Origin of the sequence: Blautia sp. OM06-15AC (assembly GCF_003481425.1) — a bacterium.
In the GTDB taxonomy this organism is placed as follows: domain Bacteria; phylum Bacillota; class Clostridia; order Lachnospirales; family Lachnospiraceae; genus Fusicatenibacter; species Fusicatenibacter saccharivorans.
Window position 1 is genome coordinate 27697 of sequence record NZ_QULD01000008.1, and the last position, 21354, is coordinate 49050.

Genomic DNA, 21354 nt, shown 5'->3' on the forward strand with positions numbered 1-21354 from the left:
AAAAAAGATTCGGTTCCGGAGGAGTTTGATGGACGGAAATACCAGGATCTGTAAAAAATGCCTGCTTCGTGAGATGGACGAGGCAGGCTTTTTTCAGAATATGTATGATTATATTGCAAGAATTCCGGCGGACGATAAAACGCCGGAGGAGGAATACGAGCGGCGGCTTTCCCTCTGTAAGGAGTGTGAAAAGCTGCTGTCCGGCATGTGCCGCATGTGCGGCTGCTACGTGGAGATGCGGGCAGCGATTGCACTGCGGGACTGCCCGGGGAAAAAGTGGTAGCAAAAGAGAAACCCCGCACAGCGGATCCTGTGAAAACAACGGATCCCTGTGCGGGGTTTTGAGAATCAGCGAAGTCGGTAAGATCAGTTGGGACTTGTTTGCGTCTCCGTTGCGACTTTCGGATCCTTGAAATAGCGGGACAGCTTCGGCACGGAGATGAACAGCGTCAGAAATTCGGCGACCGGAATCGACAGCCACACACCGTTGGTGCCAAGCACGAGCGGCAGAAGCAGCGCGGAGAGAACGATAAAGACGAAGGTTCGCAAAAAAGAAATCAAAGCAGAGGTCTTTCCGTCTGACAGTGCCGTAAAAATGCCGGAGGCGACGATATTCGTACCGCAGAACAGGTAAGCGATGGAGAACAGATATCCGCCGTGGCGTGTCAGTTCAAAGCCGTACGTGCCTTTCTGCATGAAAACGGCGGAAATAACAGGAGAACCGAAGGCAGCCACAAGTGCGATGATCACAGAGCTTACCACAACGAAGCGGATACTGATGCGGTAAAGCCGGATCAGCCGCTGTTTGTTCCGGCTGCCGTAGTTGAAGCTGAACACAGGTGCAACGCCGATACTGTAGCCGAGGTACAGCGCAACAAAGAGAAACTGTCCGTACAGAATCGCCGTGATGGCGGCAACACCGATTTCGCCCTCAAATTTCAGCATCAGCATGTTGAAAAGGTAAGTGACAACGGCTGCAGAAAGATTGCTGACCATCTCGGAGGAACCGTTGAAGCAGCTTGTGGAGAGCAGGCCTTTGGAAAATTCCGGCCTGGTGAAACGAAGGCCTTTTCGGGCAAAGGTAAAGTATAAAATACCGGCAACGGCCGGGATACACTGGCCAAGGCCGGTGGCAAGGGCCGCTCCCGCAACACCAAGATGGAGCGGAACGACAAACAGATAGTCCAGAAGCATGTTGGTAATGCCGGCGGACACCGTAAGGGAAAGTCCGAGTCCCGGGCGCCCTGCCGTTACAAAGAAGGACTGGAACAGCGCCTGGAGAAGACAGACCGGGGCAAAGAAAAGGATCGTCCGCAGATAGGCGGTACCGTAATCCATCAGCACCGGCGTTGCACCGAGCAGACTGCAGATCTGACGGCAAAACAGGTTGCCGAGCACTGCGCCCAGAATACCGATGATCAGTGTGGTAAGGGTAAGGGCCGAAAAGTTACGGTTGGCTTCCTCCTGTTTTCCCTGTCCGATCTTTGCGGCGACAACGGCGCTGCCTCCGGTACCGAACATGATGCCGACGGCAAGAAGAATGCTGACGGCAGGATAGACGATATTGGCGGCGGAAAGCGCCATGCTGTCCACGTACTGTGCGATGAAAAAGCCATCCACAATACTGTAGAGAGACATAAAGATCATCATGATGATCGATGGAAACGCAAACTTCAGCAGAGAGCGGAAGTTGAAATCCTTGGCGAGTGACTGGCTCATAATCAAAAACCTCCTTTTTATGTGTGAAAAGCCTTTTTCAGACACGCTTTAGATGGGAAAGATTTCTTGTGAAAATTTGAATCGTTTGCTATTATAAAGGATAGGGTAACCCTATAGTCAAGTGCAAAAAAGGTGAAAAACAGGAAAAATTCCGAGAGCACATATTCAGGAAAAGGAGTCAGAAATGGGAAAACAGGAGTATTTAAGCGCGGGGCGATTTGCAGCGCTGGTAGGCACGACAAAGGAAACGCTCTTCCATTATGATGAGATTGGGCTGTTCGTACCAAAAAGAAGAGGGACAAACGGCTACCGGTATTATGCGATGGATCAGATGGAAACGTTTGATGTGATCGGAATGCTGCGGGAGCTGGGCATGCCGCTGGCAGAGATTCGAAATTATCTGGAACAGCGAAGTCCTGAAAAATTCGGAGTACTGCTGGAACAGGAGGAGAAGGTGGTGCGCGAAAAAATGCAGCGGCTCCGCGAGATGCAGCGCTGGATTGGGGAAAAGAAGCGGTTTCTGGCACAGGCATCGGCGGAATGCCGTGAGGCGTTTGAAAAAGATCCCTTCTGTCCTGTGGGGATCCATACCCTTCCATTGCAGTATCTTGTCACAAACCACAGCGAGTCAGCGGATAATCTGGCAGTCAATCAGAAAATCGGAGAGCTCTATGCTTACTGCGGGCAATACGGAAATCGAAGTTCGTATAATGTGGGGTTTGTTCAGAAACGGGAAACACTGGAAACGGGGAATTTTCTGGATTACCGTGATTTCTATCTGATTTTTGATCGTGTGCCGGCGAAAGTGCGATACACGGTTCGGCCGGAGGGAGAGTATCTTTGCTATTATTATAAAGGACCATGGCAGGGAATTGAAGCGGCGTACCGGAAGCTGTTCCGATATGCCACGGAACAGAAATTTTTGCTGGATGACCGCTTTTATGAGGAATATATGGTGGACGCGCTGACCAGTCAGGAAATGGAACAGTATATTACGAGAATCGCCGTAAAAATCCTAAGATAGACAGGTAGGAGGGGAAAAAACAAGATTTTCACAAACTTTTTTCATTCTCCTCTTGACCATGACGCAACGTCACCCATTATAATGAGGGTACAACAAGTTGAATTGACATAAAACTGAGACGATAAACACACCAAAAAGGAGAAAAAGCATGAAAGTATTAGTAACAGGCGGAGCCGGATTTATCGGCGGAAACTTCGTACATCACATGGTAAACAAATACCCGGATTATCAGATCGTAAACCTGGACCTGCTGACCTATGCGGGAAACCTGGAGACTCTGAAACCGGTTGAGGACAAACCGAACTACAAATTTGTAAAAGGTGATATCGCAGACGAAGCTTTCATCATGGATCTGTTTGAAAAAGAGAAATTTGACGTTGTTGTCAACTTCGCAGCAGAGAGCCATGTAGACCGTTCCATTGAGGATCCTGGCATCTTTGTTCAGACCAACGTAATGGGAACCCGTGTACTGCTGGATGCTTCCAGAAAATTCGGCGTAAAGAGATATCATCAGGTATCTACCGATGAAGTTTACGGAGACCTTCCGCTGGATCGCCCGGACCTGTTCTTTACAGAGAATACCCCGATCCACACCTCCAGCCCGTACTCTGCATCCAAAGCAAGCGCAGACCTGTTTGTACTGGCTTACCACAGAACCTTCGGTACCCCGGTTACCGTTTCCAGATGCTCCAACAACTACGGCCCGTATCACTTCCCGGAAAAGCTGATTCCGCTTATGATCAGCCGCGCACTGGCAGACGAAGAGCTTCCGGTATACGGAAACGGTGAGAATGTCAGAGACTGGCTGCACGTATCCGACCATTGTGAAGCAATCGACCTGATTATCCATAAAGGTAAAGTAGGCGAGGTTTACAACATTGGCGGACACAACGAGAGAACAAACCTTCAGGTAGTACAGACCATCCTGAAAGCTCTGGACAAACCGGAATCTCTGATCAAATACGTAAAAGACCGCCCGGGCCATGACAGAAGATATGCAATCGACCCGACCAAGATCGAGACTGAACTTGGATGGAAACCAAAATACAATTTCGATACCGGAATTGCACAGACAATCCAGTGGTATCTGGACAATGAAGACTGGTGGAAACACATCATCAGCGGTGAGTATCAGAACTACTTTGCTGAGATGTACAAAGACCGTCTGTAAGAGAGAAAAGTGAAATGCAAAGGCCGCAAAAAAGCGGCTTTTGCGAAGGAGTGGTGGATATGGATCAATATTATACCACTGGTGAATTTGCCCGGATGGCCCATGTGACCATTCGGACAATTCGCTATTACGACAAAAAAGGGCTGCTGAAGCCAAGCTTTATCAACGAGTCTGGTTATCGGATGTATTCGGATGAGGATTTTCTGAAGCTGCAGAAAATTTTATCGCTGAAATATCTCGGATTTTCCCTGAATGAGATCGGAAATATGACGATTCACGATACGAGTGCGGATATTCTGAAATCATTGAAAATGCAGATCGGACTTGTGCACAAGAAGATGGAAAATCTGGAGCAGATGGAAAAGGCGCTGCAGAATACGACACAGATTCTGGAGGAGACGAACCAGATCGACTGGACCGGCATTCTGAACCTGATTCATCTGACCGATATGGAAAAGATGCTGGTGGAGCAGTACAAAAACGGGGAAAACCTGAATATCCGTATTTCGCTGCACGAGCAGTATTCCCAAAATAAAAAGGGATGGTTCCCGTGGCTTCTGGAACAGATGGATTTTGACGGTGCGCGCCGGATTCTGGAGATTGGCTGCGGAAACGGACAGCTCTGGAAAAAAGCGGAGCCATCCGTGCTGAAAGGAAAGTATATCTGTCTGTCTGACCTGTCGGACGGCATGATCCGGGATGCGGCGGAAAATCTGGGAGAAGAAAAGGCATCCTGTTTTGATTTCCGGACACTGGACTGCCAGAAGCTTCCGTTTCCGGATGCGGAATACGACCGGATTATTGCAAATCATGTTTTGTTCTATGTCCAGAATCTGTCCCGCGGTCTGCAGGAAATCAGCCGTGTGCTTTCAGATGACGGCGTGTTCTACTGCAGTACGTATGGAAAAGGCCATATGAAAGAGATTACCGATCTGGTACAGGAGTTTGATCCGCAGATCAATCTTTCGGAGGTGGCGCTGTATACTATTTTTGGTCTGGATCACGGAGAAAAGCAGTTAAAGCCTTATTTTGGCAGCGTAGAGAAAAGAATCTACGAGGACAGTCTCTGGGTCGACCGGCCGGAGCCGCTTCTGGACTATATCCTTTCCTGCCATGGAAATCAGAATGAGTATCTGTATCCGAGACAGCGGGAATTCAAAGAATTTCTGGAAAAGAAAATTCAGAAACACGGCGGAATTGCGATCACAAAAGAGGCAGGGGTTTTCATCTGCAGAAAATAACGGGAGAGGCCGACATGAAAATGGAGGTCTCTTTTTTATCCCTCATTTTAGGCAAGTTTGACAAAAATGTTAAAAAATAAATACAGAGTATGTTTTTTGTATTGCCAGAGATCACAAAAGGATGTATACTAAAGTAGAATGTCTAAGTATGCGTGACTTGAAGAAAGAACACAAAAAGAGGGATAAGGTATGAAGGAATTATTTGATGTACACTGCCATATGGTCCCGGGGGTAGACGACGGTGCAGCTGACCTGGAAGAGTCGCTGGCGATGCTGAAAATGCAGCACGAGGACGGGGTCAGGAAGATTATCATCACACCGCATTATCGGCGGCGGATGTTTGAAACACCGGCAAAAAAGGTACATGAGCAGTTTCTGAAACTGCAGGAAGCGGCAAAAAAGGAATATCCGGATATGTCGCTTTATCTCGGGTGTGAACTTCACTCGAACATGGATCTTCAGGATATCCTGGAAAAACGGAAATATGTGACCATGGCCGGTTCATCCTATGTTCTGTTGGAATTTTCCGAGGGAGATTCCGCACAGCATATCCGTGAGAGAGTCTACAATGTACTGTCCTGCGGTTACGAACCGATTATCGCGCATGTGGAGCGCTATCAGGCAACGGTAAAGAGCGTCGGATTTTCCAGCGATCTGGTGGATATGGGCGCAAGACTGCAGGTGAATGTGGAAAGTATACTTGGAAAGTATACGTGGGGGGCAAAACGCTACTGCAGAAAACTGATGAAGGAAGATCTGCTCGGTTTTGTCGGCAGCGATTCCCACAACACAAAAACACGTATTCCCAACATAGGAGCAGGCGCTGCCTATGTTTCAAAAAAAATGGGAGAGGCATATGCCGAAAGGATTTTCCACGATAATCCGATGGAAATCTTAAGGGATGCCGGAGAAATCTAAAAAAAGTCAGGAGAAGAAGATGGAAACGAATCAACAGAATCAGGATGAAATTGAAATCGATTTACTGGAACTGCTTCGTGTGCTCTGGAGCAAAATTGGCTATGTGATTTTAGCTGCATTGGCACTTGGCCTTCTGATGGTACTGGTCAGCAAAGTATTTATGAAGCCGCAGTATGAATCGACGACAAAAATGTATGTACTGTCAAAACAGGACAGCAGCAGTACTGTAACAAGTGGAGATCTGCAGGCAAGTTCTCTTTTAACCAAAGACTATGCGGAGCTGATTCAGAGCCGTCAGGTTGTTGAAACCGTTATTGCACAGTTAAATCTGGATCTTACCTATGAGGAGTTTTTGAACAAAATTACTGTTACTACACAGAACGATACGCGTATCCTTTCGATTACAGTAAAAGACGAAGATCCGTATGTAGCAAGCCAGATGGCGGATGCAATCCGTGTAGCAGCATCAGATCATATTCAGAACGTTATGAACACAGAAGCTGTAAATGTGGTAGATGAGGCGAATATTCCAGATGAGCCGGTAAGCCCAAGTATTAAGAAAAACGGGCTGATCGGTGCAATAGCAGGGGCATTTATCGCGATTGTCATCATCATTATTGTTTATCTGACAAATGACACCATCCAGACCTCCGAAGATGTAGAACGTTATCTGGGTGTCAGTACACTCGGCATAATTCCTCTTGCAGAAGGACAGAAAAAGAGCAAGAAGAAAAACAAAAACGGCCGTGGAAGAAAGAAATAAGGGAGGATACGGAACGTGAATCAGGTAGTAGTAAAACAGGAAAAATCAGGCTATCAGATTGTGGAAGCCTACAAATCTCTTCGGACCAACCTTCAGTTCTGCGGAGAAGATAAGAAAGTAATCGCGGTTACAAGCTGTACACCAAATGAGGGAAAGAGCAGTGTTTCTATGCAGCTCGGCATTTCTCTTGCAGAGAGCGGAAAAAGAGTGATTTTGATCGATGCCGATCTTCGGAAATCGGTTCTTCTTGGAAGAACGAAAACACAGAAATCTGTTCGCGGACTGGCACACTTCCTGTCCGGTCAGGCAACTCTGGAGGATGTCATCTGTTCTACCAATGTAAAGAACTTTTACATGATTTATTCCGGCCCGTTTCCGCCGAATCCGGCAGAGCTTCTGGGGGGAAAGAACTTCCGAAGTCTTTTAAATGCACTTCGTAAAGTTTACGATTATGTGATTGTGGATACTCCTCCGCTTGGAAGCGTTATCGACAGTGCAATCGTTGCAGAAATCTGTGATGGTTCAATCATGGTCATTGAGTCCGGTGTGATCAGCTATCGTTTTGCACAGGAAGTAAAGAGCCAGCTCGAGAGAAGTAACTGCCCGCTGCTTGGCGTTGTCCTGAACAAGGTGGATATGCAGAAACAGGCGTATGGTAAATACGGAAAATACGGTCAGTACAAATATGGAGATTACGGCCAGGAGGAGGACGATTAACTGCCATGAAAAAAGGGATTGTTGCAGGTTTGATTGTCCTGTGCGTGGCGCTAGGAGCCGGTACAGCAGCTGTCGTAGTGACGGACGACCGAAAAGGCCCGGAAATCGAGCTTCCAGCTGATGGGGATGTAACGTATGCGGAAGGCAGTGATACAGCGCCTTTGCTGGAAGGCGTTACTGCAACGGATGAGAAAGACGGAGATGTGACAGATTCGCTGGTGATTGAAAACATTTTCCCGAACGATGACCATACCAGTGCATCGGTTGTCTATGCGGCAAAGGACAGTCACAATAATGTATCAAAAGCAACACGCCGCGTGAATTATAAAGCTGCAGCGGAAGATACCCCGGCGGAAAATGAGGCTACGCAGGAAACGGATAACAGTGGGGCGGCAGATGAGTCTGCACCGGCAACAGAGGAGCCGCAGCAGAATGACACAGAGGGCACAAAAAATGAGACAGATGCGCAGATGGAAATCGAAGCACTGCCGGCGGAAAGCCCAAAACTGTACCTGAATACGTATGAAGTAACAGTGGAAGCCGGAAACGATCTGGACAAAACCAGCTATATCAAAGAGATGACCGATGATGCAGACAGCCAGGAGTCACTCTTTAACCAGATTGAGATCGACGGCGATGTGGATACTGCAGTGCCGGGAGATTACACGCTGACGTATCATGTGACGGACAGCGATGGAAACAGATCAAATGCAGCGGTGCTTACCGTACACGTTCAGTAAGAATAGAAGAACTGCTCTGATGGGGATGCCCGATCGGGGCAGTTCTTTTTTCAAGTTTTTACGGCGCGAGTAAAATTTGACAGCCCAAAATGAGTATGGTAGAGTGAGAAAGAAAGACGGCAGAAGGGGGCAGAGGAGATGCTTCGAATCTGGCAGAAAACAGAAAAACAGAAGCTGGAGCCGGTAGGAATGGGAACGGCGTTCCCATTTTTAAAGGAAAAGAACCATGTAGTTTCTATCATCGGCGGCGGCGGAAAAACGACGCTACTGTACGAGATGGCAGGCTTTTGCGTAAAAAACGATCAGAAGGTACTGGTGACAACTTCGACGCACATTTACCGTCCGCCGAAAGAATGGCATGACCAGAGTCTGGAAGCGGTCGAAAGAAAACTTCGCACAGGCCGCGCAGCGATTATCGGGAGTGCCTGCCGGGATCCGGAAAAGCTTTCCATGCCGGAAACGGAACTATTTGAAGAGGCACGCAAAAAGGCCGATCTGACGCTGATCGAGGCGGACGGCGCGAGGCACCTGCCGTGCAAGGCACCGGCGGAACATGAACCGGCGCTGCTTTCCTCTTCAGATCTTGTGATTGGTGTGACAGGTCTTTCGGCACTGGGACAGCCGCTTGGCAAGGGCTGCTTTCGGGCAGAACGGGCGGCGGAACTGCTTGGCTGTACGATGGAACACCATATCACGGAAGAAGATCTGGCACGGCTGATCGCATCGGAACAGGGACAGCAGAAGGATTTGAAAGGCAGAACGTTTTATGCGGTACTGCACCAGTATGAGGAAAAAGAACACCGGGCGGCCGCAGAGAAACTTGTGGAGCTGCTGCGCAGGCAGGGGATCGAGCATGTTCTGGTTACGTGCGCGACAGGAAACAGAAGACAAAGCGGTGAGAACACGAATCCCTGGTATGGGAGAGCAGAGCTTCCCGTGCGTGAAGCGGAAGAAGAGTGGGAACCCGGAGAATAAAACGGAAATAGAACGGAGGAGACAGATGGCGGAATTTACCCATTTTAAGAAAGACGGCAGCGCCGTCATGGTCGATGTCCATGAGAAGCCTGACACGTACCGGGCAGCATCGGCGACGGGAACCATACAGGTAAGCCCGGAGGTATTTGCAGCCGTGCGGGACCATACGGCGAAAAAAGGCGATGTGCTCGGCGTTGCACGGCTGGCAGGCATCATGGGGGCGAAGAAGAATGCGGAGTTGATTCCGCTGTGCCACATTGTGCCGCTGACGAACTGCGAAGTGACATTTACCACGGACGAGAATACAAATTCTATTACGGCCGTGTGCACCACATCATGTGTCGGAAAGACCGGCGTGGAGATGGAGGCGCTGACTGGCGTTTCCACAGCGCTGCTCACGATCTACGATATGTGCAAGGCGATGGACCGCGGCATGGTGATTCGTGATATCCACATTCTGGAAAAGGACGGCGGAAAGAGCGGTCATTATATCTATCAGAAAGAGGAAAAATAAAGCATGGCAGAAAAGAAAGATTTCCCGGTTTTCCGGGTGGGAATTGTAACGTTAAGTGACAAAGGATATCAGGGCGAGCGCGAGGATAAGAGCGGCCCAAAGATCAAAGAGCTGCTTCCGGCGGAGCAGTATGAGGTCGTTTCGATGCGTCTTCTGCCGGATGAGCGGGCGATGATCGAGGAGGAACTGATCCGGCTTGCCGATCTGGAGCAGTGCGATCTTGTCCTCACGACAGGCGGCACGGGATTTTCCATGCGGGATGTGACACCGGAGGCAACTCTGGCGGTATCCGGCCGTGTGGCACCTGGCATCGCGGAGGCGATCCGCGCGGGCAGCATGGCGATCACAAAACGGGCGATGCTGAGCCGGGCAGTGAGTGCAATCCGTCATCGGACGCTGATTATCAATCTGCCGGGAAGCCCGAAGGCGGTGGAAGAGAGTCTTGGATTTGTACTTGATACCCTGCCGCATGCGTTGGGACTTCTGCGCGGAACGGACGGAGAGTGCGGAAGAAGCTGAAAAAAGAGGGAACAGGTAACGATGGAAGAAGAAAAAATTATTTTCTGTAAGAGCGGCGGCTGTACGGCAAAGCTCGGGGCAGGCGTGCTCGAACATATTCTGGAGAAGCTGCCGAAAGGGGAAAAGGATCCGAATCTGCTGGTGGGCTATGACAGCAAAGACGATGCATCCGTCTACCGGCTGACGGACGACCTTGCGATGGTCCAGACGCTGGATTTCTTTCCGCCGGTGGTGGAGGATCCGTACACGTTTGGAAAAATTGCGGCGGCGAATGCCTTAAGCGACATCTATGCGATGGGCGGAGAGGTGCGGACAGCCCTGAATATCGTCTGCTTTCCGGAACAGATGGATCTGAATGTCCTCGGAGAAATCATGCGCGGCGGCGCGGAAAAGGTGCAGGAGGCGGGCGGATCGCTCTCCGGCGGTCATTCGATTGCGGATGACAGTGTAAAATACGGCCTTTCTGTCACGGGAACTGTGCATCCGGACCGGATCTGGCAGAACAATACGGGCCGCGTGGGTGATCTGCTCATTCTGACGAAACCGCTCGGAACCGGCATTCTCTGTGCGGCGCACCGCGTCGGGGAGGAAAACCCGGGTGGATTTCAAAAGGCAGTGGAATCGATGATGACGCTGAATAAGTACGCCTCGGAGACGGCACGGAAGTATAACATTCATGCCTGTACCGATGTAACGGGCTTTAGTTTCCTAGGACATCTGCATGAGATGATGGAGTCGGGCGTGTCCTGCCATATCTGGGCGGATCAGATTCCGGTGTTCCAGGGGGCTGTGGAAGCGGCGGAGGAGTTTCTGATCACTGCGGCAGGCCAGCGGAACCGGAATCATCTGGAGCAGCATGTGACCTTTAAGGATATACCGTTCGGCATGCAGGAGGTGCTGTTTGACCCGCAGACATCGGGAGGGCTTCTGATGGCCGTGGATGCCGTGGATGCAGAAAAAATGCAGAGAAAACTGCTGGAGCAGGGGATTCCGGCAGCAATCGTTGGAAAAATCACAGAGCCGGCAGGAACCGAAATTTATGTGACACAGAGCAGGAAATGGTAAGGCAGGGAGGATGAAAAATGGCAGAGATGGAGAAAAAGACAGTAAACGCAATGGGTGATGTGTGCCCGGTACCGCTGGTAAAGGCAAAAAATGCGATTGCAGAACTTGCGGGAAGCGGAAAAGTGGAGGTTCTGGTGGATAATGAAATCGCCGTGCAGAACCTGGAAAAAATGGCGCAGCAGAAAGGATATGGCTTTCTGGTAAAAGAGAAGAAAGAAAAAGAGTATCATGTGGAGTTCACCGTATCGGAAACAGAGCCGGCTGAAACAGAAGAGAAAACCGTATGCCTCGTACCGGCGGCAAAGAAAACAAAACTCGTCGTTCTTTCTGCAGACCATATGGGCGAAGGAGCCGAGGAGCTGGGTAAAATTCTGATGAAGAGCTTCCTTTATGCACTGACCCAGCAGGATGAGCTGCCGGATACGATTCTGTTCTACAACGGCGGTGCAAAGTTGACCTGCGAGGGTTCCGAGTCCCTGGAGGATCTGAAAGATCTGGCAGCGCGCGGCGTTGAAATTCTGACCTGTGGAACATGCCTGAACTTCTACGGCATCACCGAAAAGCTGCAGGTCGGCAGTGTGACCAACATGTATGACATCGTGGAGCGCATGAGCAGCGCAGATCGCGTGATTAAGCCATGATTTACCTCGATTCGGCGGCAACGTCGCTGTGGCATCCAAAAGAAGCAGAGGAGCGTATGATCCAGGCACTGCACGGCTGTGGAAATGCAGGTCGCGGTGCACACGATGCGACACTGGATGCGGGCCGCATCGTCTTTGAGACGAGAATGCGGCTGGCAGAGTTGTTTCACGCGGAGAGTCCGGAGCGGATTGCATTTACGTGCAACGATACGGAGGCACTGAACACGGCAATTTTCGGACTCTTCGGGCCGGGGGATCATGTGATCACGACAGTCTGCGAGCATAATTCCGTTCTGCGCCCGCTGTATGCACTGGAAAAACAGGGACTGGAGCTTTCCGTGATTCCGGCGGATGTATCTGGAAGGATCGATTACGATCAGATGGAAGCGGCAGTGCGGAAAAACACGAAAGCGTTTGTCGTTACGCATGCCTCCAACCTGACCGGAAATATCACGGATCTTGCGCGGGTGTGCGAAATTGCGGAACGCCATTCCCTGCGTCTGATCGTCGATGCGGCGCAGACAGCGGGGATTCTGCCGATCGATGTACAGAAAAGCGGGATCGACGTGCTCTGTTTTTCCGGCCACAAGGGACTATTAGGGCCGCAGGGAACCGGCGGAATCTACGTCCGTCCCGAACTTTCGATCCGGCCGCTCAAAATGGGCGGAAGCGGAATCCGAAGCTATGAAAAAGAACAGCCTGCGGCGATGCCGGAGCACCTGGAAGCGGGAACTTTAAATGTCCACGGAATTGCGGGACTTCTGGGAGCGCTGGAATATCTGGAGAAGACGGGGATTGAAATGATTTACAAAAGAGAGAGGGAGCTGATGCACCTCTTTCTGGAGAAAATTCAGGGAATCCCGGGACTTACTTTATATGGAACAGACGATCTGCAGCAGCGGGTACCAACGGCGGCATTAAACATCGGCTCCTGTGATTCGGGATATGTCAGCGACTGGCTGTATGAGAACTATGGTATTGCAGTCCGAAGCGGGGCACACTGCGCGCCGTTGATGCACGAAGCACTCGGAACACGGGAGCAGGGAGCCGTGCGGTTCAGCTTTTCCCATGTACTGACGGAAGAAGAAGTCCGGATTGCCGCGCAGGCTCTGCGGGAGTTTGCCGAAGAAGAAATGCAGCAGTGAGAGAGGCGGCAGCCGGCATCCGGGATACAAAAGAAGCTGGAAAAAGGAAGAAACGATATGAGACAGCGAAAAGAAACCTGGATTCTGACGTTTGCGGGGACAACGCAGGCGATGCAGATGGAGCAGTATGCGAGAGCGCACGGCCTGCCGGGAAGGATGATCCCCGTTCCGCGGGAAATTACGGCGGGCTGCGGCCTTTCCTGGAAAGCAGCGCCGGAAGAGGGAAAAGAAATCCTTGCGGCACTTCAGACGGCGGGACTTGCCTATGAGGCGGAGTACCGTGTGCTGCTGTAGAGGTGTGAGGTGGAGATGGAAGAAAAAGAAGAAACATTACGACAGAAGCTGCGGTACGACATGCGGCTGCGCGTCAGCCGGACGGATCATGCCTTCGGTCCCGGTGTGGCGGAGCTGATGGAGCATGTGGAAGCAACCGGCTCCCTTTTGAAGGGCTGCAAATGCATGCAGATGGCGTACTCGAAGGGATGGAAAATCTTAAAGCGCGCCGAGGAGGATCTCGGCATCCCGCTGGTACAGGGCAACCGGGGCGGCAGCAACGGCGGCCAGACGGTACTGACCCCGGAGGGAAAAGAATTCCTGAAGCGGTACCGGAAGTTTGAACAAGAAGTCCGCGCAGGCGCCGATGCGTCGTTTCAGAAGTGGTTTGGAACAGAAGAAAAATAACATTTTTTACGGGGACACGTTGACAAAACGGGTCCTTTCCTGTATTTTTATTAATGGAAAAAGCGTTATTCTCGCACGAGAATAACGAGGCAGACCGCGGAAGACGGAAGAAAACGGCGGCTGCTGAAACGAAAGAAGGAAGACAGCGAAGATGAAAAAGAAAGATCTGATCGTGGTACGGGGAGCAGGAGATCTTGCAACCGGTACGATCCATCGTCTGAAAAAAGCGGGCTTTCGTCTGCTGGTTCTGGAAGCAGAGCACCCGGCGGCGATCCGGCGGCAGGTGGCTTTGAGCGAAGCGGTATATGCCGGCAGCGCCAGGGTAGAGGACGTGGAAGCCGTGCGCATGGACGTGGATCTCGCAGAGAAAAAGAACCGGAAAGAACTTCTGGAACAGGAAATGGAACGGATCTGGAAGAAAGATGGTGTTCCGGTGCTCGTGGATCCGGCGGGACTAAGCATTGCAGCACTTCGCCCGGCCGTCGTGGTCGATGCGATTCTGGCGAAGAAAAATCTCGGGACGACAAAAGAGATGGCGCCGCTTGTGATTGCCCTCGGACCGGGCTTTACGGCAGGAGAAGATGTGGATGTTGTAATTGAGACGAAGCGCGGTCATAATCTTGGACGCGTGATCCGAAGCGGAAGCGCGGTTCCGAACACTGGCATTCCGGGCATCATCGGCGGGTACGGAAAAGAGCGTGTGATGCATGCACAGGCGGAAGGTATTCTGCGGAATGTGGCTTCGATCGGAGACATTGTGGAAGCCAGGGCTGTGATTGCAGAGATTGAGACAGAAAACGGGACGGTACCTGTGGAAGCATCTCTCTCCGGTCTGCTGCGCGGGCTGATCCGCGACGGCTATCCGGTGACGAAGGGATTTAAGATTGCGGACATCGATCCGCGGAAAGAAGAACTGCAGAACTGCTTCACGATTTCCGATAAGGCGCGGTGCATCGCCGGAAGCGTGCTGGAAGTGATCTGCGGGGAACTGGAATAGATTCAAATAGAAAAAGTGAGGCGTTTCAGATGAAACTGATGAAAACAGAAGACGCGGTAGGCCAGGTGCTCTGCCACGATATTACACAGATTATCAAAGGTGTGACAAAAGATGCGGTATTCCGCAAAGGCCACATCATTACAGAAGAAGATATTCCGGTGCTGTTAAGTGTCGGAAAGGACAACATTTACATCTGGGAAAAGGACGATACAATGCTGCATGAAAATGAGGCGGCACAGATTCTTTACGATATGTGTAAAAACGATCACATGCATCCGTCCGATGTCAAAGAAGGAAAAATTGAACTGATCGCGGACTGCGACGGTCTTTTGAAAGTGGACCGCGAGAAGCTGAAAAAAGTAAACAGCCTCGGCGAGATGATGATTGCGACGCGCCACGGTGATACATACGTGAAAAAAGGCGACAAACTGGCGGGGACGAGAATTATTCCGCTCGTCATCAAAAAAGAGAAGATGGAGACGGCACAGGCAGTCTGTTCCGACGGGCCGATCCTGACCTTAAAGCCGTTCCACAAGAAAAAATTTGCGGTTCTGACAACGGGAAATGAAGTGTATTACCATCGGATCGAGGACACCTTCACACCGGTTATCCAGGAAAAGCTGGCAGAATTCGGCGCGGAGATGATCTTTCATGAGGTTTACGATGATGATGCATCGAAGATCACAGACGGATGCCGACGCGCGATGGAAGCGGGTGCCGATCTTGTCTTCTGCACCGGAGGAATGAGTGTGGATCCGGACGACAAGACGCCGCTGGCGATCAAAAATACCGGAGCACGCATCGTTTCTTACGGCGCGCCGGTGCTGCCGGGAGCCATGTTCCTTCTGGCGTATGCCGAAAACGGAACACCGATCGTCGGCCTGCCGGGATGCGTCATGTATTCGAAACGGACGATTTTCGATCTTGTCCTGCCGCGCCTCATTGCAGATGATGAGGTGACAGCGGAGGAACTGGCCGGTCTTGGCGAGGGCGGTCTCTGCCTGAACTGCAAGGTCTGCACCTTCCCGAACTGCGGTTTTGGAAAAGGCAGATAAACGATGAAGGATCAGTATGGCAGAACGATAGATTACCTGCGGATTTCCATCACGGACGCGTGCAATTTGAGATGCCGGTACTGTATGCCGGAGAGTGCGGCGGGCTGTGCACTGGAGCAGGCGGAACAGAATCCGCCGCTTACCGTCGAAGAGATGCTGAAGATTGTGCACGCCGCGGCTGGGCTTGGCATCACGCATTACCGGATTACCGGAGGGGAACCGCTGGTAAGAAAAGAGTGCGTGGAGCTGGTGCAGAAAATAAAAGCAGTGCCGGGCACCGCATCCGTTGGGATCACGACGAATGGCGTACGCCTGGCATCGTGTGCGAGGGATCTGAAGGCGGCCGGCTGTGACAGTGTGAATGTGAGCCTGGATACAGTGGATGCGGCAGAGTTTGCGGCGCTTACCGGACGCGATGCGCTGGAGCAGGTAAAGCAGGGCATCTGCGCGGCCAAAGAGGCGGGTCTTTTAGTGAAGCTGAATGCGGTGCATCGAAAAGAACTGCATGCGCAGGAACTGCTTGAATTTGCAGAGCAGGAAAAAGTCCCGGTGCGGTTCATCGAGGTGATGCCGGTGGGCGCCGGAAAATCGTACGTGGGTCCGTCGAATGAGGCGCTGAAAACAGAGCTGGAACAGTGGTATGGGGCATGTACGCCGGACCAGGAAAAAGAAGGAAACGGTCCTGCGGCTTATGTGCGGTACGAAAAGCTGTCGATGCCCGTCGGCTTTATCAGCGCGATCCACGGAAAGTTCTGCGGAAGCTGCAACCGCGTACGGCTGACAAGCCGCGGCTTTTTAAAGCTCTGCCTCTGCTATGAGAACGGCGTGGATCTGCGGGAGGTTCTGCAGAACGGAACGGCGGCGGATCTGCGGGATGTGATGGCACAGGCAATCTTAAAAAAGCCGATGGAACACTGCTTTGAGCGGCCGAAGGATATGACAGAGCACCACCTGATGTCCGGCATCGGCGGATGAAATGACGGCGGTTCGAAAAGAAGAGGAAACAAAAGAAATGGGAAAAATCATAGGAATCTGTATCAGTAAAAAACGGGGAACGGCAAAGCACGAGGTGGAAACGGCGAAGCTGGTGGAAGACTGGGGCATCGAGGGCGATGCACACGCCGGGCACTGGCACCGCCAGGTGAGCCTTTTGTCGTATGAAAAAATAGAAGCCTTCCGTGCAAAGGGGGCGGATATTCCGCTCGGCGCCTTCGGGGAAAACCTGATCGTGGAAGGATATGATTTCCGGAATCTGCCGGTCGGCACGCGGTTTTCCTGCGGGGATGCGCTGCTTGAGATGACGCAGATCGGAAAGGAGTGCCACAGCCACTGCGAGATTTTCAAACGCATGGGTGAATGCATCATGCCGCGGGAGGGCGTTTTCGCGGTGGTGCTGCGCGGCGGCACGATTCAAAAGGGTGACACCATCGAACTGGTGACGGAAAAGTAGACCAGAGATCAGACACAAGGAGAGGAAACATGGACGAACTTTACCGGAAACTGCTTGCACAGCTGGAAGAGGGACAGGACACGGTTCTTGCCTTTATCACCGAAGGGGACGGCTCCATTCCGCGCACGACGGGCGCCTATATGCTGGTCGGCCGGGAAGGACGGGTTTTCGGAACTATTGGCGGCGGAAACCTGGAATATCAGGCGGTTCTGCATGCGCAGGAGCTGGTGCAGGAGAAGAAAAGTGAATACAGAGAATACGATCTCGGAACCGGAGAGGGGAAGGGGCTTGGCATGGTCTGCGGCGGCAGAGTGAAGGTGTGCTTCTATTTTATGAATGGAGCGCACGGCGAAGCAGAAAGTCTGGCGCAGGCGCTTGCGGCGCAGGAGCGGTACCGCAGTTACTGGATTTTTTTTGCGCTGGACGGAACCGGTATCCGCGTGCTGGAAAAAGAAGCGTGGGAAATGCTTCCGGCGGCACAGGAAAAAGCGGGCCACTGCCGGATTCTGGAACTGGACGGGAAAACGTATTACGCCGAGGAATTCTGCTACGACGGAAAGGTTTATCTGTTCGGCGGCGGCCATCTGGCCCAGGAACTCGTTCCGGTGCTGCATCATCTGGATTTCTGCTGTATCGTACTCGATGACCGGGAGGAATATGTGGACAAAGCATTGTTCCCGGATGCCGGGCAGACCATGCTGGTGGATTTTACGAAACTGGACGAGATTCTTTCGATCCGGAAAAATGATTATCTCGTGATTGTGACACGCGGCCACCGGTGCGATGCGGATGCCGAGGCGTTTGCGCTTCGCACCGGCGCGTCGTACATCGGTGTGGTGGGAAGCCGCAGAAAGACAAAGTATGTGCGCGAAAAACTGGAAGCGCAGGGTTTTACCGGAGAACAGCTCGACAGTGTCTATGCCCCGATCGGAATCGAGATCGGAAGCGAGACGCCGGCGGAGATTGCAATCAGCATTGCCGCACAGCTCATTCAGATCCGGTCAGCAAAAACCGGAAAACGAAAAGGTGCACATCCGGCGCTTCATACGTAAATATACAAAATGAGGAGTCAATTATCATGAAAACGAAAACCGTATCCATTCTTCTGATGGCAGCTATGGCACTTTCTCTTGCCGCATGCGGATTTTCCAATTCCACAGATTCTTCCAGTAAGAGCAGCTCCAAGGCAGAGAGCACATCTGCATCCAGCGCTTCTTCGGAAGCAGAGAGCGCATCCAGCGCCAAGAGCACAGCAGACGGCGAAGTATTTGACGATACCACTGTCACCGTATTTGCCGCAAAGAGCCTGAACTCCGTAATGGAGACGCTGATCAGCGAGTACAATAAGACCCAGCCGAATGTCAAACTGGTTGGAAACTATGACAGCTCAGGAACCCTGATGACACAAATCGAAGAGGGTGCATCCTGCGACGTATTCTTCTCCGCAGCAGCAAAACAGATGGATCAGCTTGAGGAAGAGAATCTTCTGGTTGAGGGAACCCGCCACAATATCGTAAACAATCAGGTCTGCGTTGTAACCTATGAGGGAAACAATACAGAAGTTACGGGCCTGGAGGATCTGAACAAGGCATCCAGCATCGCACTGGCAGACGGTTCCGTTCCGGTTGGAAAATACACAAGAGAAGCACTGGTCAATGCAGGCATTCTGGAGAAAGCAGACGACGTATCGGCTATCACAACCCAGCAGGTTTCCGAAGCGCTCGGCGGCGTGGAAATCAATGAGTGTGCAAACGTAGGAGCCGTTACTTCCGCAGTTGCAGAGGGATCCAACGAGGTTGGTACGGTTTATTATTCCGATACCTACGGTCTGGAGGACCGTCTGAAGGTTCTGCAGGTCGTTCCGTACGATCTGACCGGAAATGTCATCTACCCGGCAGCACAGGTTGTCAACAAAGAGGCAGATGAGACCGAGCAGGCAGCAGCGAAAGACTTTGTAGAGTTTCTGACTTCTGATGAGGCAGCCGCCATCTTCCGGAATTATTACTTTGATACAGAGGCAGAATAAAAAGAAGATCCCACAAAAAACAGCAGGGATTTGGAATCACCGTCCGAAAAAGAAAGATTTCGTTTCTACGGACGGTGGTTTTGCATCAGAGAAAATCCGGGCAGGATGCGTGATGCAGGTATGCAGGGCTGCCATGGATAGAAAGGAAATGTTATGCAGGAAATACTGGATTTTTTACAGTCACTGGACTGGAGCCCGCTTGTCATTTCGATCAAGACCGGTATTGTGGCGACGATTCTGTCCTTTTTCTTTGGTATTTTTGCCGCGCGTGCGGTGATGAAGCTGCGTCCCGGCGCGCGTGCCGTAATTGACGGCTTTCTGACACTTCCGATGATTCTGCCGCCGACCGTTGCAGGCTTTTTCCTGCTTCTGATTTTCAGCCTCCGCCGTCCGTTTGGTGCTGCACTGTATGAGAATTTCGGTATCAAGGCAGTACAGACATGGCTTGGCTGTATTCTGGCGGCAACGATTATCGCGTTTCCGCTGATGTACCGCAATACGAGAGCGGCATTTGAGCAGGTGGATACGAACCTGATCTATGCGGCGCGGACGCTTGGTATGTCGGAGTGGAAGATTTTCTGGAAAGTGGTCATCCCATCGGCAGGTCCCGGCGTGCTCTCCGGTACGGTACTGGCATTTGCAAGGGCGCTCGGTGAGTACGGTGCGACGTCGATGCTGGCCGGAAATATTCCGGGAAAGACGGGTACCGTTTCCCAGAAAATCGCAATGGTGATTCAGGACGGGGATTATAAAACGGCGGGTTTTTGGTCTGTTGTCGTACTGCTCGTCGGATTCCTTACGATGACAGCGATGAACCTTCTGGGTAACCGGAGAAAGAAAAATCAGAAACAGTGGTAGAGAGGATAAATCATGGCGCTTGAAGTAGATATTACGAAAAAACTGGACGGCTTTTTTATGCATATGCAGTTCCGGGCGGAGCAGGAGATTTTTGCGATTCTCGGCGCGTCGGGCTGTGGAAAAAGCATGACCTTAAAGTGTATCGCCGGAATCGAAAAGCCGGATGAAGGGCGGATTGTCCTTGACGGCAAGGTGCTGTTTGATTCGGAGAAAAAAATCAATCTGCCGCCGCAGAAGCGGAAAGTCGGTTATATGTTCCAGGATTACGCCCTGTTTCCGCATATGAATGTTGTGCAGAATATTGAGGCAGGCATGGGAAAACGGCCGGACCGGAGCCGGACGGAATCGTTGATCCGCCAGTTTCAGCTGGAAGGGCTGGAGAAAAAGATCCCGGGACAGCTTTCCGGCGGACAGAAACAGCGCGTCGCGATGGCACGGATGCTCGCAGCAGAGCCGGAGCTGATTCTGCTCGACGAGCCGTTTTCAGCGCTCGATACCTATCTGAAATGGCAGTTGGAGCAGGAGATGTACAAACATCTGAAGGAGGCCGGAAAACCGGTCATCTTCGTATCACACAACCGCGATGAGGTGTACCGCCTCTGCGATACGGTCAGCTGTATGAACCGGGGAAAGATGGAAGTCATGGAACCGCTGAAGGAATTTTTCCAGAATCCGAAGACGCGCACAGCGGCAATTTTGTCGGGCTGCAAGAACATTTCGGCGGCCGAGCGGGTGGATGCGCACACGCTGCGGGCCGTGGACTGGGGCGTAACGCTGCACGTAAAGGAGCGGGAAATTGCAGACGATATCCGCGCAGTCGGCATCCGGGCACATTTTCTGGCCACAGTAGAAAGGCCGGGTGAGGAAAATGTATTTCCGGTCAACGAATCCGAAATCTGGGAAGATCCGTTTGAATGGAACATTTCGTTCCGGAAGAATGCCGAATGCAGCTGGCTGCAGTGGAAGATCGCAAAAACAGACTGGAGCCCGGAAATGGGGATTCCAAAGGAGCTGTATCTGAAGGAGGAAGATATTCTGCTGCTGACGGATTCCTGATGCTGGTGTGACAGATTTGGATAAAAAAAGATTGTTTTCGAAATCGTAATCGTGTTTCGAAAACAATCTTTTTTCATCG

The 21354-nt window shown here is 51.5% G+C and carries 25 protein-coding genes; 24 read left to right on the forward strand and 1 reads right to left on the reverse strand.

Features of this window, described 5'->3' with window-relative positions:
• Positions 1–28: 28 nt before the first annotated feature.
• Positions 29–283, forward strand: a complete 255-nt coding sequence (locus tag DXB83_RS11120; RefSeq protein ID WP_118600883.1) for a DUF6171 family protein — start codon at positions 29–31, stop codon at positions 281–283.
• A gap of 83 nt (positions 284–366) precedes the next feature.
• Here the strand turns inward: DXB83_RS11120 and DXB83_RS11125 are convergent, their stop codons facing one another.
• Positions 367–1719 carry an MATE family efflux transporter gene (locus DXB83_RS11125; protein WP_117804733.1) on the reverse strand — a complete coding sequence of 451 codons (1353 nt, stop codon included), beginning with the start codon at positions 1717–1719 and terminating at the stop codon, positions 367–369.
• 184 nt (positions 1720–1903) lie between these two features.
• On the opposite strand from DXB83_RS11125, the gene DXB83_RS11130 reads away from it, so the two are divergent.
• The 23 genes from DXB83_RS11130 to DXB83_RS11240 all read left to right on the forward strand — a co-directional run bounded on the left by DXB83_RS11130 (position 1904) and on the right by DXB83_RS11240 (position 21275).
• Entirely contained in the window at positions 1904–2743 is an 840-nt protein-coding gene (locus tag DXB83_RS11130; protein ID WP_055227940.1) for a MerR family transcriptional regulator, read from the forward strand.
• Positions 2744–2891: 148 nt separating this feature from the next.
• Entirely contained in the window at positions 2892–3914 is a 1023-nt protein-coding gene (gene rfbB / locus DXB83_RS11135; protein ID WP_022461570.1) for a dTDP-glucose 4,6-dehydratase, read from the forward strand.
• A gap of 59 nt (positions 3915–3973) precedes the next feature.
• Positions 3974–5155 carry a MerR family transcriptional regulator gene (locus tag DXB83_RS11140; RefSeq protein ID WP_117802055.1) on the forward strand — a complete coding sequence of 394 codons (1182 nt, stop codon included), beginning with the start codon at positions 3974–3976 and terminating at the stop codon, positions 5153–5155.
• Positions 5156–5344: 189 nt separating this feature from the next.
• A complete protein-coding gene (locus DXB83_RS11145; protein ID WP_055227942.1) occupies positions 5345–6073 on the forward strand; it encodes a CpsB/CapC family capsule biosynthesis tyrosine phosphatase in 729 nt (242 codons plus the stop codon).
• A 19-nt stretch (positions 6074–6092) separates the two neighbouring features.
• Positions 6093–6836: a YveK family protein gene (locus DXB83_RS11150; RefSeq protein ID WP_055228010.1), complete on the forward strand. Its 744-nt coding sequence runs from the start codon at positions 6093–6095 to the stop codon at positions 6834–6836.
• A 15-nt stretch (positions 6837–6851) separates the two neighbouring features.
• Complete coding sequence (locus tag DXB83_RS11155) at positions 6852–7553, forward strand: polysaccharide biosynthesis tyrosine autokinase (protein ID WP_055227943.1); 702 nt, start codon at positions 6852–6854, stop codon at positions 7551–7553.
• Between the two features lie 5 nt (positions 7554–7558).
• The gene (locus tag DXB83_RS11160; protein ID WP_118697641.1) at positions 7559–8293 is read left to right on the forward strand and encodes an immunoglobulin-like domain-containing protein; all 735 of its coding nucleotides are present in this window, start codon (positions 7559–7561) and stop codon (positions 8291–8293) included.
• 138 nt (positions 8294–8431) lie between these two features.
• Entirely contained in the window at positions 8432–9268 is an 837-nt protein-coding gene (gene yqeC, locus DXB83_RS11165) for a selenium cofactor biosynthesis protein YqeC (RefSeq protein WP_118697642.1), read from the forward strand.
• Positions 9269–9293: 25 nt separating this feature from the next.
• Complete coding sequence (moaC, locus tag DXB83_RS11170; protein ID WP_022462471.1) at positions 9294–9782, forward strand: cyclic pyranopterin monophosphate synthase MoaC; 489 nt, start codon at positions 9294–9296, stop codon at positions 9780–9782.
• Positions 9783–9785: 3 nt separating this feature from the next.
• A complete protein-coding gene (locus DXB83_RS11175) occupies positions 9786–10301 on the forward strand; it encodes a MogA/MoaB family molybdenum cofactor biosynthesis protein (protein WP_022462470.1) in 516 nt (171 codons plus the stop codon).
• A 21-nt stretch (positions 10302–10322) separates the two neighbouring features.
• On the forward strand, positions 10323–11366 hold the full coding sequence (gene selD, locus DXB83_RS11180) for a selenide, water dikinase SelD (protein WP_117509366.1): 1044 nt from the start codon (positions 10323–10325) through the stop codon (positions 11364–11366).
• Between the two features lie 26 nt (positions 11367–11392).
• The gene (gene yedF, locus DXB83_RS11185; protein WP_334294816.1) at positions 11393–12007 is read left to right on the forward strand and encodes a sulfurtransferase-like selenium metabolism protein YedF; all 615 of its coding nucleotides are present in this window, start codon (positions 11393–11395) and stop codon (positions 12005–12007) included.
• Complete coding sequence (locus DXB83_RS11190) at positions 12004–13152, forward strand: aminotransferase class V-fold PLP-dependent enzyme (RefSeq protein WP_117802060.1); 1149 nt, start codon at positions 12004–12006, stop codon at positions 13150–13152. Before yedF ends, DXB83_RS11190 begins: the two co-directional genes overlap by 4 nt.
• Before the next feature lie 57 nt (positions 13153–13209).
• Positions 13210–13446: a DUF3343 domain-containing protein gene (locus DXB83_RS11195; protein ID WP_022462466.1), complete on the forward strand. Its 237-nt coding sequence runs from the start codon at positions 13210–13212 to the stop codon at positions 13444–13446.
• 15 nt (positions 13447–13461) lie between these two features.
• Positions 13462–13833: a winged helix-turn-helix domain-containing protein gene (locus DXB83_RS11200; RefSeq protein ID WP_055227948.1), complete on the forward strand. Its 372-nt coding sequence runs from the start codon at positions 13462–13464 to the stop codon at positions 13831–13833.
• 151 nt (positions 13834–13984) lie between these two features.
• Complete coding sequence (gene yqeB / locus DXB83_RS11205; protein WP_117802061.1) at positions 13985–14830, forward strand: selenium-dependent molybdenum cofactor biosynthesis protein YqeB; 846 nt, start codon at positions 13985–13987, stop codon at positions 14828–14830.
• Between the two features lie 29 nt (positions 14831–14859).
• On the forward strand, positions 14860–15885 hold the full coding sequence (locus DXB83_RS11210; protein ID WP_117802062.1) for a molybdopterin-binding protein: 1026 nt from the start codon (positions 14860–14862) through the stop codon (positions 15883–15885).
• Between the two features lie 3 nt (positions 15886–15888).
• Positions 15889–16860: a GTP 3',8-cyclase MoaA gene (moaA, locus tag DXB83_RS11215; protein ID WP_117802063.1), complete on the forward strand. Its 972-nt coding sequence runs from the start codon at positions 15889–15891 to the stop codon at positions 16858–16860.
• A 37-nt stretch (positions 16861–16897) separates the two neighbouring features.
• On the forward strand, positions 16898–17335 hold the full coding sequence (locus DXB83_RS11220; RefSeq protein ID WP_118666626.1) for an MOSC domain-containing protein: 438 nt from the start codon (positions 16898–16900) through the stop codon (positions 17333–17335).
• A 29-nt stretch (positions 17336–17364) separates the two neighbouring features.
• On the forward strand, positions 17365–18387 hold the full coding sequence (locus tag DXB83_RS11225; protein WP_117802064.1) for an XdhC family protein: 1023 nt from the start codon (positions 17365–17367) through the stop codon (positions 18385–18387).
• Between the two features lie 26 nt (positions 18388–18413).
• Entirely contained in the window at positions 18414–19361 is a 948-nt protein-coding gene (gene modA / locus DXB83_RS11230) for a molybdate ABC transporter substrate-binding protein (RefSeq protein ID WP_055227952.1), read from the forward strand.
• 153 nt (positions 19362–19514) lie between these two features.
• Positions 19515–20219: a molybdate ABC transporter permease subunit gene (gene modB / locus DXB83_RS11235; RefSeq protein ID WP_055227953.1), complete on the forward strand. Its 705-nt coding sequence runs from the start codon at positions 19515–19517 to the stop codon at positions 20217–20219.
• Between the two features lie 12 nt (positions 20220–20231).
• Positions 20232–21275 (forward strand): sulfate/molybdate ABC transporter ATP-binding protein, encoded by a 1044-nt coding sequence (locus DXB83_RS11240; RefSeq protein ID WP_022462457.1) that lies wholly within the window; start codon positions 20232–20234, stop codon positions 21273–21275.
• Positions 21276–21354: the final 79 nt, after the last annotated feature.

What these genes read in the sequence shown, in the direction of transcription:
- DXB83_RS11120 (WP_118600883.1), top strand. Translation starts at nt 29, where the DNA reads ATGGACGGAAATACCAGGATCTGTAAAAAATGCCTGCTTCGTGAGATG.
- DXB83_RS11195 (WP_022462466.1), top strand. Translation starts at nt 13,210, where the DNA reads ATGAGACAGCGAAAAGAAACCTGGATTCTGACGTTTGCGGGGACAACG.
- DXB83_RS11220 (WP_118666626.1), top strand. Translation starts at nt 16,898, where the DNA reads ATGGGAAAAATCATAGGAATCTGTATCAGTAAAAAACGGGGAACGGCA.
- DXB83_RS11130 (WP_055227940.1), top strand. Translation starts at nt 1,904, where the DNA reads ATGGGAAAACAGGAGTATTTAAGCGCGGGGCGATTTGCAGCGCTGGTA.
- DXB83_RS11210 (WP_117802062.1), top strand. Translation starts at nt 14,860, where the DNA reads ATGAAACTGATGAAAACAGAAGACGCGGTAGGCCAGGTGCTCTGCCAC.
- DXB83_RS11225 (WP_117802064.1), top strand. Translation starts at nt 17,365, where the DNA reads ATGGACGAACTTTACCGGAAACTGCTTGCACAGCTGGAAGAGGGACAG.
- selD (WP_117509366.1), top strand. Translation starts at nt 10,323, where the DNA reads ATGGAAGAAGAAAAAATTATTTTCTGTAAGAGCGGCGGCTGTACGGCA.
- yedF (WP_334294816.1), top strand. Translation starts at nt 11,393, where the DNA reads ATGGAGAAAAAGACAGTAAACGCAATGGGTGATGTGTGCCCGGTACCG.
- DXB83_RS11200 (WP_055227948.1), top strand. Translation starts at nt 13,462, where the DNA reads ATGGAAGAAAAAGAAGAAACATTACGACAGAAGCTGCGGTACGACATG.
- DXB83_RS11150 (WP_055228010.1), top strand. Translation starts at nt 6,093, where the DNA reads ATGGAAACGAATCAACAGAATCAGGATGAAATTGAAATCGATTTACTG.
- DXB83_RS11175 (WP_022462470.1), top strand. Translation starts at nt 9,786, where the DNA reads ATGGCAGAAAAGAAAGATTTCCCGGTTTTCCGGGTGGGAATTGTAACG.
- DXB83_RS11190 (WP_117802060.1), top strand. Translation starts at nt 12,004, where the DNA reads ATGATTTACCTCGATTCGGCGGCAACGTCGCTGTGGCATCCAAAAGAA.
- DXB83_RS11140 (WP_117802055.1), top strand. Translation starts at nt 3,974, where the DNA reads ATGGATCAATATTATACCACTGGTGAATTTGCCCGGATGGCCCATGTG.
- moaC (WP_022462471.1), top strand. Translation starts at nt 9,294, where the DNA reads ATGGCGGAATTTACCCATTTTAAGAAAGACGGCAGCGCCGTCATGGTC.
- moaA (WP_117802063.1), top strand. Translation starts at nt 15,889, where the DNA reads ATGAAGGATCAGTATGGCAGAACGATAGATTACCTGCGGATTTCCATC.
- DXB83_RS11125 (WP_117804733.1), bottom strand. Translation starts at nt 1,719, where the DNA reads ATGAGCCAGTCACTCGCCAAGGATTTCAACTTCCGCTCTCTGCTGAAG.
- DXB83_RS11160 (WP_118697641.1), top strand. Translation starts at nt 7,559, where the DNA reads ATGAAAAAAGGGATTGTTGCAGGTTTGATTGTCCTGTGCGTGGCGCTA.
- DXB83_RS11145 (WP_055227942.1), top strand. Translation starts at nt 5,345, where the DNA reads ATGAAGGAATTATTTGATGTACACTGCCATATGGTCCCGGGGGTAGAC.
- modB (WP_055227953.1), top strand. Translation starts at nt 19,515, where the DNA reads ATGCAGGAAATACTGGATTTTTTACAGTCACTGGACTGGAGCCCGCTT.
- DXB83_RS11240 (WP_022462457.1), top strand. Translation starts at nt 20,232, where the DNA reads ATGGCGCTTGAAGTAGATATTACGAAAAAACTGGACGGCTTTTTTATG.
- modA (WP_055227952.1), top strand. Translation starts at nt 18,414, where the DNA reads ATGAAAACGAAAACCGTATCCATTCTTCTGATGGCAGCTATGGCACTT.
- yqeB (WP_117802061.1), top strand. Translation starts at nt 13,985, where the DNA reads ATGAAAAAGAAAGATCTGATCGTGGTACGGGGAGCAGGAGATCTTGCA.
- rfbB (WP_022461570.1), top strand. Translation starts at nt 2,892, where the DNA reads ATGAAAGTATTAGTAACAGGCGGAGCCGGATTTATCGGCGGAAACTTC.
- yqeC (WP_118697642.1), top strand. Translation starts at nt 8,432, where the DNA reads ATGCTTCGAATCTGGCAGAAAACAGAAAAACAGAAGCTGGAGCCGGTA.